This is a genomic window from Nocardiopsis tropica (assembly GCF_042660575.1).
In the GTDB taxonomy this organism is placed as follows: domain Bacteria; phylum Actinomycetota; class Actinomycetes; order Streptosporangiales; family Streptosporangiaceae; genus Nocardiopsis; species Nocardiopsis tropica.
The window spans coordinates 416,540-430,930 of the sequence record NZ_JBHSUF010000002.1 but is presented as its reverse complement, the minus strand read 5'-3'; the positions used below and the strand labels follow the sequence as shown (position 1 = coordinate 430,930).

Genomic DNA, 14,391 nt, shown 5'->3' with positions numbered 1-14,391 from the left:
TGGGGCGAAACGAGAGTTACGGCGTCAGTGGCCGTAACGCCACTGACGCCTCCTCGTTTCGCCCCTGAACTGGGGTTACACGGGTTACGGCGGTTACACCCCTCCCCCCGGGAGGTGGAGTTCGGAAGCCAAAAGCCGCCCACCCCCCACTCTGGCGTCGGCGGTTACGGCGCTACGAAACGCGGCGCTGGTGCTCAGAAAGGATTTTGATGGCGGCCTCGACTCCTCCGACGTTGCGGGCGGCTTCGCCGAGTTCAACAGGCACGACCGCGACCTGGGGCTTGCCCCTTCTGGTCAGGAAGATGCACTGCCTCAGGAGGCGAGTTTGCGCGATGACATCGGTGAAGTTGGACCTGGCTTCGGATACGGGGATCTCTTCAGGGGCTTGTTCCATGCGCCTATGTTACAGGTACGACTCAAAGTACAATGCGCCGTGTTGTACAATTGGGATCATGACCACGAACCCCCAGATCGCATGCTCAGGACAAGCCGACGGGATCGCGTGCCCTCGTCCGGCAGCAGTCACCTCCCCTGTCCCGATCTGCCAGCAGCACCGAGTGGAGATCGCCATGTCGGTGATTCCGGAGATCCTGAGGCGCGAGCTGTCATCTCTACTGGCCATCCCCACGACTCCGCTGCCGACCCCGGATGCCATCACGGTTGACAGTCTCCTGGCGGGCCCGCACGAGGAGGTCGTGTACTTCATTGCGAACGGCGGCCGAGTGAAGATCGGGTTCACATCCAACCTGCCTGGTCGACTGCGATCCCTGTCCCTGCGCCCGGACAACGTACTCACCGCGATTGGGGGTGGAGTTGAGGTCGAACGTGCACTTCACGGGCACTTCGCGAGCCACCGACGAGGGAACACCGAATGGTTCGACCTCGCCCCAGAGATCGTCCGCTACATCACTGAGGTATCTAAAGACCCGAGGCCAACAGCCCCGCAGGTGCAGCCCCAGCCTGAGCCTCAGGAAGGCATCCTGACTCGCGCCCTGAAGGTCTTTGAGGCGCTGGGAACTGACCGCGCAACCAGAAGTCAGCTGGCGAGACAGCTGACCAACGGTGACGAGGACGAACTCCGATTCCAGGTCATGGCTGCTGGCGGACGCCCTCCTCAGTCCATGCGCATCGACGGGAAACACCACCGTGGCTGGTACCGGAAAGACATCGAAGAAGCGCTAACGCCCTCTTTCGTCTGACTAAAACCCCAGGTAGAAAGCGTGGCCCGCCCCCAGGATCTTGGCGGAACCGGGGCGGGCCACTTACCCCAGAAGGGCACCACCACAATGACACAGGAACAGCAGGCCACCGAGCCGCAGGAGCGCCCCCCGGGCCCTGTAGAGGACCTCCAGCGCCGCCTGACGCTGCGCCAGGGGCTGGACTCCCTGAAGCGCTCCGACGCCGTACAGCGCCTCCAGGCACGTGTGAAGCACCAGATCGCGGTGTCTGCGGCCCGCGCTGAGGCCCGTCGTGACAAGCGCGACCGCCGTGAAGAGGACCGCGACGCCAGCGAGTCCAGCGCCCTCTCCGGCCTGTACCGACGCGCCACCGTCTCGGGTGAGCGCGCCCGGGTTCGGGCCCGGATCCAGCAGTCCGCGGAGATGCGCGCGATGCGCGTTGCCCGCGTCCGAACTGTCAGCCTCGCCGTGCTGCTGCCCGTCCTCGTGGCGTTCGCGGCCTGGTCGACCGCGGGGGTGCACGCGGGCCTGACAGTCCTTCTGGACATCCAGTCCGGCTCCCCGATGTGGTGGGCGGCATGGGCGCTGGAGCCCGCGCTGATCACGATCGTGGGCGGCCTCATCGTCGTCCGCGCCGTGCTCCGCTCATCGGGTGGTGATCTCGGCGGTCGGGCGACGCTCGCGGAGTGGGGAGCGCTCACTGTGTCGATCGCGCTCAACGCCGCCGGTCACTGGCCGGAGAGCGGAACGCTCACTGCGGTGGTCGCTCTGATCGCTCACAGCATCGGCCCGCTCGGTGCGGCGCTCACGGCGTGGCTGATCGGGATCATCGACGACGCCGTGGCGAACGCCAAGCCGGACGAACAGAACGGCAAGCGGGTGCCGTCGCTCGCGGATCTGGGTGTGAGCGTCAAGGGCGAGCGGGGCGCTGAGCGGACCGTGAACGGCCCTGCGATCGGGGCTGAGCGCACCCCTGAGCGTGACGCGATCACGCAGGCCAGCGGCAGTGAGCGGCTGTCTGAGACCGACTACGAGCGGCTGCTCTCCGGTGAGCCCTCGGAGGACGCCCCGGAGGAGCCCGCCGCGGATGAGCGGCCCGCCCGTCCGGTGTCGGGGTCGGTGAGCGAGCGTCAGAAGATCGTCGCTCAGCTCCTCGCTGAGCGCCCGGACATGACCGGACCGGAGATCGCTCAGGCGCTCACGGAAGCGGGTCACCCGGTGAGCGTGCCGACGGCGAAGCGTGACCGGAAGGCGGTCACTGGGGAGTGATCGGTGGGCGCCCGCTCAGTACGAGCGGGCGCCCCGTTCATCTGAGCGCATCGACGAGCGGTGGGCTCAGCTGAGCGATCGACCTTTCCCGCCTTGTCCTCTTGTGGCCATTCGCCCACGGTCTGTCACACGTCCGAGAGATCCTCAGGACGCGTCCCCTCCTCCCCCTTGGAGCCCCTCATGATGGGTGTCAGTCACGCTGCGACCGGTCTCTTCACCGGAGCGATGGTCGGCTACTGGATCGGCCAGAGGCCGGAATTCATGTTCGTCTGCGCAACCGTCGGCGCCGGCGCCGCCCTCCTGCCCGACTTGGACGAGCCGCGGTCCCGCGTAGGTCGATCGCTCGGCGCGGTCACCGAGCTCGTCTCCGGGAAGCTCCGTGGCGCTTCCCGTCAGGTGTACCGGCGCACTGCCACGGAAGTGGAGCTCCGCAAGCCCCAGGACGGCGGGCACCGTCATCTCACACACACCGTGCCAGCGTGTCTGGCGTTCGGCCTGGTCGCCCTGGTGCTTTCACTGCTGCCTCTGGGGGCGGCCCTGCTGGTGCTGTCGATGTCCGCGCTGGGGCTGGGGACGGCGGCGCTGAAGCTCAAGAAGGACTGGGGGACGCAGAAGCAGCGTCGTCAGGTCGTGCTGGGGGTCTCGATCTTTTTGGCCATGTACGCGTACTGGGGGGCGGATGCTGCTCCTCCGGCGTGGCTGCTCGGCTTGACGGTGTTCGTCGGCGCGCTCACGCACGTGCTGGGCGATTGGCTGACAAAGTCCGGAGTGCCGCTGGCGTGGCCCTTCGTGGTCCATGGCAAGCGTTGGTGGATGTTCCGGAGTCCGGTTGCTTTCCGCACGGAGGACCGGTCTCCGGTGGAGGCGGGGATCCGAGTGGCGTCGCTGGCGGGGATTCCGCTGGTGATGTTGTTGAGTACGCCGATGCCTCCGCCGGCGTGACCTCACACCTCGGCCCCTGCTTCGGCGGGGGCCTTTCGTGTGGGTACCGTGCCCCCATGCTGATCCGCCCTGCCCTGACCGAGGACGGCCCGGACATCGCCCGCCTGGTCGCCCGCTCTGCCCCGTCCTTCGGCGCGAAGGGGTACTCCGAGGACGCCGTCGCCCTGGTCGCCGTCGACGCCGGCGCGGTCGTGGGCTGGATCGAGGGCGTCTTGGATGGTGCGTACACGGGCCCTGGTGCCCTTGTACCGCCTCCGCACGGGTATGTGCTGTCTCTGGTGGTGGACGCCGAATGGAGGCAGCGGGGGGTCGGTACGGGGCTGCTGGACGCGTTCGTGGAGGAGGCGCGCACTGCTGGCTGCCGGTGGGTGTTCCTGTTCCCGGACGAGGGCGAGGGCGTCGAGGCGCGCGTCGCGTTCTTCCGCACGGCCGGGTTCGAGGCGGTCGACGACCCCGACGAGGAGTGGCCCGTCATGGGGCGGTGGGCTTAGGTTGCGGCCCTGTCCTAGGAGTCAAGGGCCGAAGCTACGCATCATCGCCACCTGGCAACTTCCCCCTGTGGCCGTAGACGTCCTCGTACCGGAACGTTCGTTCGCGGATGTCGCCTTCAAGATCTTTGTCCCGCTGAAACGTGAAGTGGAACGTGTGAGAGATGCCCATATCCCCATAGTCGTTCGAGTAATCGACCAGCTCCGCCTCTTCTGCCCCAGCTGGAAGCTTCACTGAAGGGGGGTGGAAGTCGAACTCCAGCCAGTCGCCCTTGTTCAGCGTCTTTGTCTTAACCTCCCCAACCTTGAGGTTGGTGGCACCTTTGTCGAGAGTAACTTTGTACGCGATCTCGTCGCCGTGGTTGGTGATGCGGGCGCGTCGTATGTCGTGGGCGTGATACGAGTAGTCGTCCTCGTCGCCAGGGGTCATCTGCAAATCGACATGGCAGACGCGAGCCACGGCCCTGGCGGTTCGCGCGTTCCTTCGAGCGATCACGGCGGAGATGGTGGCGGCGATGGCACTGAGACCGGAGACAATGAGCGTCCACCAGGCGGGGTTCTGGATCCAGTCGAGGTTCATGTCGGAACCGTAGCGATCGGCCGGTCAACGCTGTTCCCAGTTTGCTCCCAGCTTCTTCCAACACTGGGAGCAACACGGCTTGGAAGTAGGGACCGGGCTTCCAAGTGATCGGGGCCCGGAGTTGGAAGTGGCGCCCGTGCGGGTCAGGCGCCCTGTCACTCCCGGGTGAGCGCGTCCCGGTCGAGCTGCCGGTCGCACCCCGGGCACAGCCACGCGAGGAGTTCCCCGTCCACCACAGATTCCACGGGGACGGCGTCGGGGTGTTGACACAGGGCGTGTAACGCATCGCGGCCGAGGCGACGTGTTTGATCAGGGGTGAGGACAGCGGGCCCCGGGATGTGGCCGCCACGGGCGAATGCGGGGTGGGCGGCCCGGTGGTGTGGTTCGGGCGCGGCTGGCCACCACAGGGGTGACTGTCGTCGGAGTCTCATGGTCACGCCTCCTTGTACGCCACGTAGCCGTCCACGAGGACGCCGCGCACCGTGAGGTCGGGCATGAGGCTGCGAACCCGCCAGCGGGCCATGTCGGACTCCAGCGCGCGCCCCATGGCGATCGCGGCGTCCTGGAGTGTCTGGCTCAGGTTGCGGCCGATGGTTTCCAGGGCCTCGCTGAGTTGTTCGGCTTCTTCGGTGGTGAGCAAGGGCCGCGAGAAGGGGGCGGCGTCGACGAGGGGTTGCATGTGTCCTCCGTGAACTCTTTCCTGTTAGGAAATGGTTCCCCGCCGCGCCGACCATCCGACGCGGCAGGGGGTCAGGCAGTCGCAGTCGCGCTGCGCCCCATGCGTGCGGCGATCTCCGCCGGGTCCATGCCGTCGCGCTCCAGGTGGGCAGCGTAGGTGTGTCGCAGCGTGGAAGCCCGCACGTCCAGACCTGCGCTGGTGCCGACGTTGCGGACGGCCCACAGCACCACGGCGGTCCTCAGCCGGTTCCCGGTCTGGCCGAGGAACAGCGGACCCGTCCCACGCTCCCTCGCAACGGTGGCGAGGTCCGCGAGCGTGGCCTCGTCGGTGATCGGGACGGTCCGCGCAGGGGTTTTCCCGTCGGGCACACGGATCGCCCGGTCGTCCAGGTGGAGGTCGTCGACGTCCAGGGCGACGACTTCGCTGGCTCGCAGGCCGGCGTGGAGGAGTAGGCGGCAGATGGCGCGGTTGCGAGCTTTCGGCAGGGCGCTGATGGCGCGCTCGAAGCGGGTTTCCTCGGTGGTGGTGAGGCTGGTCATGTGTGCTCCTGTGTGTGGGTGTTCGGAGTGGGGGTTGCCCACTAGGTGTTTCACACGGGTAGTGGGCAACCTAGTGGGCAACCGGCGGGGCGCTCCCGTGGTGGAAGCGCCCCGGGGGTCAGGCGGTCTCGTCCAGGTACTTCGTCAGCCAGTCCCGCACCCGGGCCGCCTGGGCGCGATCCAGTGACCTCGCCCGACCCCCCGAGGGGGCGTTGAGTGACACGGTGACCCGGTCGTCGTCCGCTTTCAGTTCCATGTCGATGGCCGGCGCCCCGATCCTCAGCGGCTCGGGGATGTCCTGGCGCATGCGGAAACGCAGTTCGTGAACCTCGGGGCCGCGCAGGACGTGCCCGCACGGGTGGAGGGTCATCACGTCGTGGTCGGGAGCGGAAGTGATGGTGGGGGTCATCCCGTGCATCGGGCCGGGCACCTCACCAACACCGATCTGGTGGCCGTCGGCGAACCCTCCGCCGGGCACGGCGACGGCGCTGGGGTAGGTGGCGAGGAGCCCGCTGGCGAGCTCGTAGGACTCGATGGGGGTGTCGCAGGTGGGGCAGTCGGCTTCGAATCTGGGCATGGCGTTCCTCCTGTGTTCATGGTCGCTGATGGGCCCGCCGGATGACCTCCGGCGGGCCCGTCTTGCTCAGATGTTGATCTTGGCTCGCCCGGTCTGCCAGTCCTCGGCGGTGGGGACGGGTTCGAGCGCGCCGCCGCGGGGACGGGGCGGGATGAGCGGTGCGTCGTACTCGGACTGGTCTGCGGGGTTCCTGTACGGCCTGTACGCGCCCTTCTGCATCCTCCTGATGCGATCCCCTTCGTCGAGGACACGGGCCGCCTGGGGCGCTCCGAGGACCGCTACGAGGTCCGGCCTCGAGTCCGCGCCGACCTCGAGCAGGTGGGCGCGGATCGCTTCGGCGTCGCCCGCTTTGATGTCGCCCATGCAGCTCGAGCACGCACCCGACTCGAGCGACACCTCGTGCAGTCCGCACTCCCCCGACAGGGTGACCTTCGAGGCACGGCGCACGTCCTCGAGGTCCTGCTCGAGCACCCGCTTGTCGCGGCCGTCGATCCACCGGTCGGGCTGTTCCACTCGGATGCCCTTCGCTGCTGCCTTCGCGATGACGAGGGTGATGACGGCGTCGGCTTCCTCGAGGGTGGGGGTCATGTGGGCGAGCCGCTCGAGGACGATGTCCTCTGCTGACTTCTTGGTGATCTTCTTCGTCTTCTTCTCAACGGCGGGAGCGGGCTCCCGCTCAGCGGAAGCGTCAGCGGAAGAGGAGGAAGATGTAGTTCGACCTGCGTCTAGTTCGACCTGCGTCTTGTTACACCCCGGTTTTCCGGGGTGCGTACCCCGGGATTCGGGGGCACGTACCCCAGTTTTCCGGGGTACGGCGCGACCTGCGGTTTTGCCCTTGCCGTCGGTGCGCTTCGCCTTCTCCCGTTCGCGCCTCTTCGCGATCAGCTCGCGGGTGTCCTTGGCGGCCTTGCTCATCGCTTTGGGGTCGTCGGCGATCTCCTTGAGGGGCGCGAGGAGGGCCTTGAGGCTGCTCGCCGTGGCGATGCCGGGGGGCGGGTTGAAGCGGATCGCGTAGGTGTTGCGGGCGTTCATGCCGCCGATGGTGTGGGTGCGCTTGACGACAATGTCGGCTTGGATCAGCTCATCGACGTAGGGGGTGACGGACTCTCCCTTGGACAGCCCGAGGGTGACGGCGAGGAGGTTGAGGGACGGCCACACGTCGGTGTCCCCGTTGGCGCGGCGGCCCTGGTTCACGAACGTCGCGAGGACGGTGTAGAGGTGCCGCGCGGTGGGTGAGAGGTCGGATCGGAAGGCGACCCAGTGCCCGACCTGTGTGAAGGTGGGCTGGTCGAGCGCTTCGATCTCGAAGGTGTCGGTGCTCATCGCGCGCCTCCCTGGGGGAGGTACGCGGGTGTGGCTCGCTGGGTAGCGCCCCAGTTTTGGGTACGGGCTACCATGTGACTAAGCTTCACGCCTAGCCGCCTTTCCTGATTAGCGCAGGTCTGGTGGTCAGAGCCCGTTCGGTGTTCCACCACCGAGCGGGCTCGCTTTATGTAGATGTGCCCTCAGTCTACCTTGTGTGCACGTGCACCAAAGCGGACAAAGCCCCCGACAGGCGGGGGCTCCGCGCACGTCAGCGGGTCACTTCTTCCGGTTCCACGACGCCGACGCGCGCTCCTTCTCCCACGCTTCGATCGTGGCTTCCTTCCACGCCGGCGACCTCCCGAATTTGGCGTCCTCAGGCGGTATTTCCTTGCGGTGGCGGTAGCGGTGGATGGTCTCGACACGCACGCCGAGGCGTTGTGCGATGTCGGCCGCTGACAGGTATCCGGGGATCTTGGGTTGCTCCATACCCCGATCGTAGCTTGTCTATGAACGATGGACAAAGGGTGGCATGCAGGGTACGATGTCTATAGGACATAGACAAGACTGCGAAGGAGCCCCCATGGAGTACCGCCTCAAGCCCCGCGCCGTCCACGCCGCCCAGTGGAACCCGCGCAACCCCGGGCCCATGACCGACCTGCTCACCCGACACCGCCTTCAGTGGAACACGTACCGCGACGGAGGGCTGTGCGTGGACCCCGACCATGACGGCATTGGCGTCCACCCCACGGACTGGGTCGTCATCGACGAAGACGGCCCCGAGGCGTTTACGAACGCCCGGTTCCACGCCCGGCACGAGGCCTCCTGATGCTCACCCCCGCGACTTCCCTCACCCCCGGCGACGCCTACCAAGTCGGCCCGGACACCTACACCGTGACCGCCGCGCCGTTCCCCGACGACGGGCTCCTCGGGGCGGTGCTGTGCATCCCCGTCACGGTGCGCGGCGATGAGGTGCGCGACGTCGTACACCCGGACCACCAGGTCAACAAGAGCTGAGAAGGAGAAGACAGTGACCCCGCAGGACGTTGCCAGCCGCGTCAACTACGTCAACAACCTCCGAGGGGACGACGAAGTTGCTCACTCCGAGGAAGACGACCTGTATGCCGACGTGCTTCAGGCCATCGCGGACGGAGCCGACAGCCCCGCAGCGCTCGCCCGGGTCGCGCTCGGAACGAAGTCCATCAACTTCAACCGCTGGTGCGCCTGACCCCCCGCACGCAAGAGGCCGCCACGGGGCGGCAGAAGACCACAAGGAGAGCAGATGTCCGACACCACTAAGCGCACCGATGGAACCCCCGACGACCCGTGCCCGCGCACGGACGCACACATGGCACACCGGAACTGGCACTCCGACGAGTGCGGCGTGTGCCCCGGCGTGACCAGCTCCGAGGAGTCGTGATGGGCCTGCGAGAGAAGGTCGCCGGGGTGCTGCGCGCACGCCGCGTGGGCATGGTGGACGAGTGCACCGAAATCGCCGACGCCGTGATGGAGGTGTTCGAGACCCGCCTGTCAGAGCTCGAAGCGAAAGTCCACGAGGAGTACAGCGACGACCCGGTGGAACACGGATACCTGCGGGCACTCAAGGACATGAGGGGAGAGAAGTGATGGACCCGCTGGACACCATGACCGCCACCGACTGGCGGCGCGTCTACGAACGCAGCCAGGAGTACGTCGTGAGCCTCCTGAAGCAGGGGGTTGCGATGCGTCGCCGCGAGGCCGAACTCGTAGACCGGCTCCGGCGGCGTGAGGAGCGCGTGCGGGAGCTGGAGGGGGAGAACCAGCAGCTCAGCGAGCAAGCCGAACTCTGGGCAGCACGCGTTGACCGATTGGAGGACGTGAACCGCACGGTTCGAGAAGCGCGCGACCGGGAACGGCTGGCCGCCGCCCTGTCTCGCGCCCGGGAGATCGCCGGGGAGGAGACGTGACCATCACCTTGTGCGGCAGCGTCGCCCATCCCGAGCTCCTCGTGGCCGCCGACCGCGAGCTCACCCTCGCCGGACACGCCGTCCTCGCACCGCTCCCCATGGGACGCCCGGTCACCGAGGAGGAAATGGCGGAGTTGACCGACACCCACCACCGCAAGATCGACATGAGCGACCTGGTGGTGGCCGTGCGCAAGCCCGACGGGACCATCGGGCGGGCGGTCGCCTCGGAGATCGCCTACGCGGAAAGCGTCGGCGTCAAAGTCGAGTACTGGGAGGAGAAAGCATGAGCGAGATGATCTGGGAGCAGATGGGAACTGACTTGTCGGGCGACCCGTACCACGGCTCCGGCGACTGGGAAGTCCACCTGCACGACGACGGGACGGTCGAGGTCGCGGTCGCTGACTGCGGGTGCTGCGGCCCGACCCCGGTCGTCAAGATCAAGTCCCTGGAGGAGTTCGACGCCGAGTGGAAGCAGCTCGGCAAGCTGCTGCGCACCCACGTGCGCCGCGCCGTGAAGAAGAGCCAGAGGAATTGACCCGGGCCCTGCCTCACGGCGGGGCCCAATACATGTCATGACAAACGGGCCCTCACCTACGCAGCGGCAAGGAACCCGTTCGCGAAACACCCTACCCCGCAGACCCTCCCGCCTACACTGCCCACATGGCGAAAACCCTCTACCTCGTCGTATCCGGCGCCCCAGCCCCCGAAGGCGTCCCCAAGCTCGTCAAGCTCCTCCAGGGCGACGGCTGGCAGGTGGTGTGCATGTCCACCCCCACAGGCGTTCGGTTCCACGACACCACCGAGCTGGAGAAGTTGACCGGGTCGCCCGTCCGCACCGAGTACCGGATGCCCGGAGAAGGCGAAGGGTCCCCGAAAGCCGACCTCGTGGTCGCCTGCCCGCTGACCTTCAACTCGGTGAACAAGTTCGCTGACGGGCACGCCGACACCTTCGCCCTCAGCGTCCTCTGCGAAATGGTCGGCTACGACGTCCCCACCATCGTCGTCCCCCACTGCAAACCCCAGTTGGCGTCGCATCCGGCGTTCCAGCGCAGCCTCAACACCCTCCGCAGCATCCCCGCCGTCACCCTCGTCTACGACCACGACGCCCCCTACGAGTCCCGCCTCCCCACCTGGGAACACCTACTCCACACCGTCCGCACTCTCTAGACAGGAGGCCCGGCGTGGACGCAGCCACCAGGGGCCAGATCATCCGCAGCCACCGCCGCCGGCGCGGCTACTCCCAAACCGTCCTCGCCGGACTCGTGGGCCGGTCCGAGTCGTGGCTGTCCCAAGTCGAGCGCGGCAAGCTGTCGGTCGACTCCCATGACGTCCTGACCCGGCTTGCTGACATCCTCCGCCTGCCCCTGTCCGAGCTCACCGGAGACACCGAAGAGGCCACCCCCGTGCGCTACACACCCGCCGACGCCATCGAGCGCGCCATGATGCGGTACACGTCCCTGGAAGTCATCGTCGCGGAGACCGGCCGCGAGGACCCGGTGGACGTGGCCCGGCTGCGCGCTGAAGCCCACCGCACCTACGCCGCCTACCAGGCCACCCGGTACACGGAGGTGGGCCGTCGTCTCCCCCGCCTGATCCGGGACGTGGAGGCTGCTGCTCGCTCTCGGGGTGCGGACCGTCCGGCGGTGTGCTCGGCGCGGGCGATGGTCTACAACACGGCCGCGGCGGTACTCAGGAGGGTGGGTGCGAAGGATCTGGCGTGGCAGGCCGCGGACCGTGCGATGGCCGCAGCGGAGTGGGCGGACGAAACCCTCCTCGCCGCCGTCGGCGCGTACCGGCTCTCCTACGTTTTCATCAGCCGCGGCAATCCCGATGTGGCCGCCGAGCTCGCCATGGGTGCGGCGCACGCCCTGGAGCGGCGGATGCAGCCCGGCACCCCTGAGGAGCTGTCCGTGTACGGGGGACTGCACCTGGCGGCGGCGACCGCAGCGGCGGCGGAGTACGACCGGGCGGCAGTGCCTCGTTTCCTCCGTCAGGCGCAGCGGGCGGCGGACCGTCTCGGCGCGGACCTGAATCTTCACGGGACCGCGTTCGGGCCGACGAACGTCGCCATCCACACGATCAGCACGTCGGTGAAGGTCGGGGACGCGCGTGCTGCCGTCGCGGCCGGCGAGGCCCTCGACGTCGCGCAGCTCCCCGCCGGGCTTGTCGGGCGCCGGGCCCAGGTGCATCTGGATGTGGCGTGCGCGTACACGCAGACCCGGCAGGACGCCGCCGCGGTGAACACTCTCCTCGAAGCCGAGAAGATCGCGGCGGAGCTCGTTCGGCATGACCCGTCGACTGCGGCTGTGCTGACGGAGCTTCTGCGCCGGGAGCACAAGAGGAGCACGCCTGAGCTGCGGCCTCTCGCTCAGCGTGCGGGCGTCGCCTAGGACCGGACCCGCAGTATTCTGCGGGTCTTTTACCTTTTCGGCGCTGCGGAACACTGCGGGCCCGCGCTCGTACCTTCGACCCATGGACACCTCACCGGGGGTTGCACCGTCCCCCACCAAAGACAGCGCGGAGCTCGAACGCCTCCAGCGCATGTACGGGGATGCGTGGCGGATCTGGCGCACCCCCCGGTACTGGATGGCGAACGCGCTTCAGGACGGCGTAGAGCCCACCCTCATGGAGGAGTCGGCCAAGGCCCTCGAAGCGAAGATGCGCGTACCCGGCCCCAGGGTCGGCGGACCGTACACGGTGGAGGCGACGTGAGCCGCGCCGACGCCCCACTCACCCCGAAGGAACAGGCCGACTACGACCGCCAAGGCGAGCTGATCGCCATGGAGCTGCGGTGGGAGGACGACCTCCGCGCGGCCGGCCACGAGGTGCCCGACGCGATGGACGGCGTCCGGTGGGGGCCGAAGACCCGATGAGCTTCCCGCGCGCGCTTCCCTTGCCGTGCGCGGGGCCTGACGTCGCACCTTGCGAGGGGAAGCGACGAGCCCGACCAGATGTCGGGCGGGGGCGCCAGCTGTTCGTGACAGCGGCGCCCCCTTTGATCCTCCGCGCGCCCCACGGGGCATAGCGCGGTGGCCCCGGGGTGGCTCCCCGGGGAAGGGTCCGCGGGGAAGACACATGAGCGGGCCCGGCCCTCGTCCACGATCCAGTGGGCGGGGGTTTTTGCAATCCCGCCCGACAGTCGTACTCGGGTGGGAAAATGGACCCACCGAGAGGAGCACCATGGCAGACACCCCCGAGAAGCCGAAGCCGCCGAGCGGATGGTCGAAGGCCGGACGGCGTCGAGCAGCGGCGAAGCGTCGGCAGAAGCCCCGCACTCCCGGCGGATGGGCGCCCAGTGACGGCCCCGAAGGACCGGCCACTCCGACCTCCGCGTGCGGCACGTGCGGGCTCACCGGCCAGTGCGACTGCCGCTGAGCTGCTCCCCGCGCACGCGGGGTTGATCCCCTCGGTGGGGTCTACGTTGAGTGCGTTTGCTCCCCGCCCGCGCGGGGATACGAAGGCCCCCACGCAAGGTGGGGGTTTCGTCGTCTGCGGGTACATGACCTGCGTGGACGATGAAGAGGTCTCGGACGCCGAAGCCGCCGAAGACGAGAAGTGGCTCGCTTCCCTGCCGCCCTCACAGCGCGCCCTCGTCGGGATGATGCTCGACCGGCTCGTCGACGCCGAGAACGACTCGACCTACCGGCCGGACTACCGGTGAGATCCCCGCCCACCCACCGCACCCCGCCCATGGTTCGCGTGACCGTCCAGGGGGTGCGGCTTCATGCCTACCTCCTCGCGTGGATGGGCGGCCGGGCGCGTGTGGGGTGGTGCGAGCAGTACCAGACCCTCCCCGGGCACGCGGAGCCGCACCAGTGGCGGTGGGTCGAGCAGGACGTGCCGAAGGGCGACGTGGAGACGCTCTCCGGCCAGTCGTATGTGGCGGTGCCGCAAGGATGACGGAAGCCCGCCCCGGGGAACTGGGGCGGGCTTCGTCTACTTCAGGTCCGTGCGGGCACCCTTCCCTGGGCGCTGGAACTCCAGGATGGTCTGCGGCTTCCACGCGGGGGTGCGTCCGAACATCTTGTCCTCCGGCGGAAGCTCCCCGCGCTTGCGCGCCCTGTAGGAGCGAATGGTCTGGGGTGTCACCCCCCAGTGTTCGGCGACGTCGGGGATCGTCCAGTACTCGGCTTCGGGGTCTGCCATGGCTCGTCTCGTTGTCCGCGTGATGTGGACAAAGTCTAGCGTCGGCACGTCGTGTCCTCTCTGACCAGAACTTTGCAGCTTCACATTGACAAGGTTCCCCGAGTCTGGCTAACCTTGTCAATGTCAGCAAGGCAAGGTTCTAGGAGGATCCCATGCGCCGCCCCACCGTCACCGAAGCCCGGATCAAGCGGCACATGCGCCGCCTCCAGCGCCGCGCCACCGTCGCCACCCGCACCGCAGCGAAGACCGCGCACCGGGCCGGACTGAAGACCGTCGCCGGCCACCTGCGGGCCCTCGGGGTCGACGAGACGACCGCGACCGGGATGGCGGCGACGCTGCGGAAGCGCATCAGCGGGGGCATCGACGGGTTCGTCCGGAAGGACGGCGTGCGACGCTCCTGCACCCGGTACACCCTCGGGCGGGTCATGGGCGGGCTCGTGACCTACCGGCCGCGCAAGGACACGTACAAGGCCGCCCGTGTCCAGCTGCTCGCACTCGCCGCCTAGGAGACTCGCATGACGCTCATTGAGGACCGCTACTACCTCCAGGAGGAGGTGCCCGACGTGGAGCTCAGGTGCGTGGTGGAGGTGACCAGGCTCGGCTACCCGGACGAGTGCGGGGCGCTGTGTGACGACGGGCCGATCTGCGCCGGCCACATGCTCGACGTCGACGCGGGCCGGATCAGCTACGAGGCGTACCGGCGGTACCTGAAGCACGCAAGCGTATGACAACGAAGGAGAGCCCA

The 14,391-nt window shown here is 68.0% G+C and carries 28 protein-coding genes; 20 read left to right on the top strand and 8 right to left on the bottom strand.

Going from position 1 to position 14,391, the window contains the following annotated elements:
- Positions 1 to 172 precede the first annotated feature (172 nt).
- Positions 173 to 394: a type II toxin-antitoxin system prevent-host-death family antitoxin gene (locus ACFQBR_RS04805; protein WP_344175695.1), complete on the bottom strand. Its 222-nt coding sequence runs from the start codon at positions 392 to 394 to the stop codon at positions 173 to 175.
- A gap of 58 nt (positions 395 to 452) precedes the next feature.
- On the opposite strand from ACFQBR_RS04805, the gene ACFQBR_RS04800 reads away from it, so the two are divergent.
- The 4 genes from ACFQBR_RS04800 to ACFQBR_RS04785 all read left to right on the top strand — a co-directional run bounded on the left by ACFQBR_RS04800 (position 453) and on the right by ACFQBR_RS04785 (position 3,880).
- Entirely contained in the window at positions 453 to 1,199 is a 747-nt protein-coding gene (locus tag ACFQBR_RS04800; protein ID WP_344175693.1) for a GIY-YIG nuclease family protein, read from the top strand.
- Positions 1,200 to 1,286: 87 nt separating this feature from the next.
- Complete coding sequence (locus ACFQBR_RS04795; RefSeq protein WP_344175691.1) at positions 1,287 to 2,447, top strand: hypothetical protein; 1,161 nt, start codon at positions 1,287 to 1,289, stop codon at positions 2,445 to 2,447.
- A gap of 180 nt (positions 2,448 to 2,627) precedes the next feature.
- Entirely contained in the window at positions 2,628 to 3,389 is a 762-nt protein-coding gene (locus tag ACFQBR_RS04790; RefSeq protein ID WP_344175689.1) for a metal-dependent hydrolase, read from the top strand.
- A gap of 56 nt (positions 3,390 to 3,445) precedes the next feature.
- On the top strand, positions 3,446 to 3,880 hold the full coding sequence (locus ACFQBR_RS04785; RefSeq protein WP_344175686.1) for a GNAT family N-acetyltransferase: 435 nt from the start codon (positions 3,446 to 3,448) through the stop codon (positions 3,878 to 3,880).
- Between the two features lie 34 nt (positions 3,881 to 3,914).
- Here the strand turns inward: ACFQBR_RS04785 and ACFQBR_RS04780 are convergent, their stop codons facing one another.
- The 6 genes from ACFQBR_RS04780 to ACFQBR_RS04755 all read right to left on the bottom strand — a co-directional run bounded on the left by ACFQBR_RS04780 (position 3,915) and on the right by ACFQBR_RS04755 (position 8,043).
- Positions 3,915 to 4,457 (bottom strand): hypothetical protein, encoded by a 543-nt coding sequence (locus ACFQBR_RS04780; RefSeq protein ID WP_344175684.1) that lies wholly within the window; start codon positions 4,455 to 4,457, stop codon positions 3,915 to 3,917.
- A gap of 433 nt (positions 4,458 to 4,890) precedes the next feature.
- Complete coding sequence (locus tag ACFQBR_RS04775) at positions 4,891 to 5,136, bottom strand: hypothetical protein (RefSeq protein ID WP_344175682.1); 246 nt, start codon at positions 5,134 to 5,136, stop codon at positions 4,891 to 4,893.
- Positions 5,137 to 5,207: 71 nt separating this feature from the next.
- On the bottom strand, positions 5,208 to 5,675 hold the full coding sequence (locus tag ACFQBR_RS04770; protein WP_344175680.1) for a tyrosine-type recombinase/integrase: 468 nt from the start codon (positions 5,673 to 5,675) through the stop codon (positions 5,208 to 5,210).
- Between the two features lie 118 nt (positions 5,676 to 5,793).
- Positions 5,794 to 6,252 (bottom strand): hypothetical protein, encoded by a 459-nt coding sequence (locus tag ACFQBR_RS04765; protein ID WP_344175678.1) that lies wholly within the window; start codon positions 6,250 to 6,252, stop codon positions 5,794 to 5,796.
- Positions 6,253 to 6,318: 66 nt separating this feature from the next.
- Positions 6,319 to 7,575 (bottom strand): hypothetical protein, encoded by a 1,257-nt coding sequence (locus tag ACFQBR_RS04760; protein WP_344175676.1) that lies wholly within the window; start codon positions 7,573 to 7,575, stop codon positions 6,319 to 6,321.
- Positions 7,576 to 7,833: 258 nt separating this feature from the next.
- Positions 7,834 to 8,043, bottom strand: a complete 210-nt coding sequence (locus ACFQBR_RS04755; protein WP_344175674.1) for a helix-turn-helix transcriptional regulator — start codon at positions 8,041 to 8,043, stop codon at positions 7,834 to 7,836.
- 94 nt (positions 8,044 to 8,137) lie between these two features.
- Here ACFQBR_RS04755 and ACFQBR_RS04750 point away from each other — a divergent pair, with 94 nt between their 5' ends.
- From ACFQBR_RS04750 to ACFQBR_RS04685, 14 genes are all read left to right on the top strand, one after another.
- Positions 8,138 to 8,383: a hypothetical protein gene (locus ACFQBR_RS04750; protein WP_344175672.1), complete on the top strand. Its 246-nt coding sequence runs from the start codon at positions 8,138 to 8,140 to the stop codon at positions 8,381 to 8,383.
- A complete protein-coding gene (locus tag ACFQBR_RS04745; protein ID WP_344175670.1) occupies positions 8,383 to 8,571 on the top strand; it encodes a hypothetical protein in 189 nt (62 codons plus the stop codon). The genes ACFQBR_RS04750 and ACFQBR_RS04745 overlap by 1 nt, the downstream gene beginning before the upstream one ends.
- Before the next feature lie 13 nt (positions 8,572 to 8,584).
- Entirely contained in the window at positions 8,585 to 8,782 is a 198-nt protein-coding gene (locus ACFQBR_RS04740; RefSeq protein ID WP_344175668.1) for a hypothetical protein, read from the top strand.
- A 54-nt stretch (positions 8,783 to 8,836) separates the two neighbouring features.
- Positions 8,837 to 8,974, top strand: coding sequence for a hypothetical protein (locus tag ACFQBR_RS04735; protein WP_344175666.1), 138 nt, complete (start codon positions 8,837 to 8,839; stop codon positions 8,972 to 8,974).
- Positions 8,974 to 9,180, top strand: coding sequence for a hypothetical protein (locus ACFQBR_RS04730; protein WP_344175663.1), 207 nt, complete (start codon positions 8,974 to 8,976; stop codon positions 9,178 to 9,180). The genes ACFQBR_RS04735 and ACFQBR_RS04730 overlap by 1 nt, the downstream gene beginning before the upstream one ends.
- Positions 9,180 to 9,500: a hypothetical protein gene (locus tag ACFQBR_RS04725; protein ID WP_344175660.1), complete on the top strand. Its 321-nt coding sequence runs from the start codon at positions 9,180 to 9,182 to the stop codon at positions 9,498 to 9,500. The genes ACFQBR_RS04730 and ACFQBR_RS04725 overlap by 1 nt, the downstream gene beginning before the upstream one ends.
- Complete coding sequence (locus ACFQBR_RS04720; protein WP_344175658.1) at positions 9,497 to 9,787, top strand: hypothetical protein; 291 nt, start codon at positions 9,497 to 9,499, stop codon at positions 9,785 to 9,787. The genes ACFQBR_RS04725 and ACFQBR_RS04720 overlap by 4 nt, the downstream gene beginning before the upstream one ends.
- Positions 9,784 to 10,035, top strand: coding sequence for a hypothetical protein (locus ACFQBR_RS04715; protein WP_344175656.1), 252 nt, complete (start codon positions 9,784 to 9,786; stop codon positions 10,033 to 10,035). The genes ACFQBR_RS04720 and ACFQBR_RS04715 overlap by 4 nt, the downstream gene beginning before the upstream one ends.
- A gap of 125 nt (positions 10,036 to 10,160) precedes the next feature.
- The gene (locus ACFQBR_RS04710) at positions 10,161 to 10,667 is read left to right on the top strand and encodes a flavoprotein (protein WP_344175654.1); all 507 of its coding nucleotides are present in this window, start codon (positions 10,161 to 10,163) and stop codon (positions 10,665 to 10,667) included.
- A gap of 14 nt (positions 10,668 to 10,681) precedes the next feature.
- Positions 10,682 to 11,890: a helix-turn-helix domain-containing protein gene (locus ACFQBR_RS04705; RefSeq protein ID WP_344175652.1), complete on the top strand. Its 1,209-nt coding sequence runs from the start codon at positions 10,682 to 10,684 to the stop codon at positions 11,888 to 11,890.
- Positions 11,891 to 11,972: 82 nt separating this feature from the next.
- A complete protein-coding gene (locus ACFQBR_RS04700) occupies positions 11,973 to 12,212 on the top strand; it encodes a hypothetical protein (protein WP_344175650.1) in 240 nt (79 codons plus the stop codon).
- The gene (locus ACFQBR_RS04695) at positions 12,209 to 12,373 is read left to right on the top strand and encodes a hypothetical protein (protein ID WP_344175648.1); all 165 of its coding nucleotides are present in this window, start codon (positions 12,209 to 12,211) and stop codon (positions 12,371 to 12,373) included. The genes ACFQBR_RS04700 and ACFQBR_RS04695 overlap by 4 nt, the downstream gene beginning before the upstream one ends.
- A gap of 635 nt (positions 12,374 to 13,008) precedes the next feature.
- Positions 13,009 to 13,161 carry a hypothetical protein gene (locus ACFQBR_RS04690; RefSeq protein WP_344175646.1) on the top strand — a complete coding sequence of 51 codons (153 nt, stop codon included), beginning with the start codon at positions 13,009 to 13,011 and terminating at the stop codon, positions 13,159 to 13,161.
- A 29-nt stretch (positions 13,162 to 13,190) separates the two neighbouring features.
- The gene (locus tag ACFQBR_RS04685) at positions 13,191 to 13,400 is read left to right on the top strand and encodes a hypothetical protein (protein ID WP_378552155.1); all 210 of its coding nucleotides are present in this window, start codon (positions 13,191 to 13,193) and stop codon (positions 13,398 to 13,400) included.
- 36 nt (positions 13,401 to 13,436) lie between these two features.
- Here the strand turns inward: ACFQBR_RS04685 and ACFQBR_RS04680 are convergent, their stop codons facing one another.
- On the bottom strand, positions 13,437 to 13,646 hold the full coding sequence (locus ACFQBR_RS04680) for a helix-turn-helix transcriptional regulator (RefSeq protein ID WP_344175642.1): 210 nt from the start codon (positions 13,644 to 13,646) through the stop codon (positions 13,437 to 13,439).
- A gap of 152 nt (positions 13,647 to 13,798) precedes the next feature.
- On the opposite strand from ACFQBR_RS04680, the gene ACFQBR_RS04675 reads away from it, so the two are divergent.
- Both ACFQBR_RS04675 and ACFQBR_RS04670 read left to right on the top strand, forming a co-directional pair.
- Positions 13,799 to 14,152, top strand: coding sequence for a hypothetical protein (locus ACFQBR_RS04675; protein WP_344175640.1), 354 nt, complete (start codon positions 13,799 to 13,801; stop codon positions 14,150 to 14,152).
- 9 nt (positions 14,153 to 14,161) lie between these two features.
- Entirely contained in the window at positions 14,162 to 14,374 is a 213-nt protein-coding gene (locus ACFQBR_RS04670) for a hypothetical protein (protein ID WP_344175638.1), read from the top strand.
- The last annotated feature ends 17 nt before the right edge of the window (positions 14,375 to 14,391 follow it).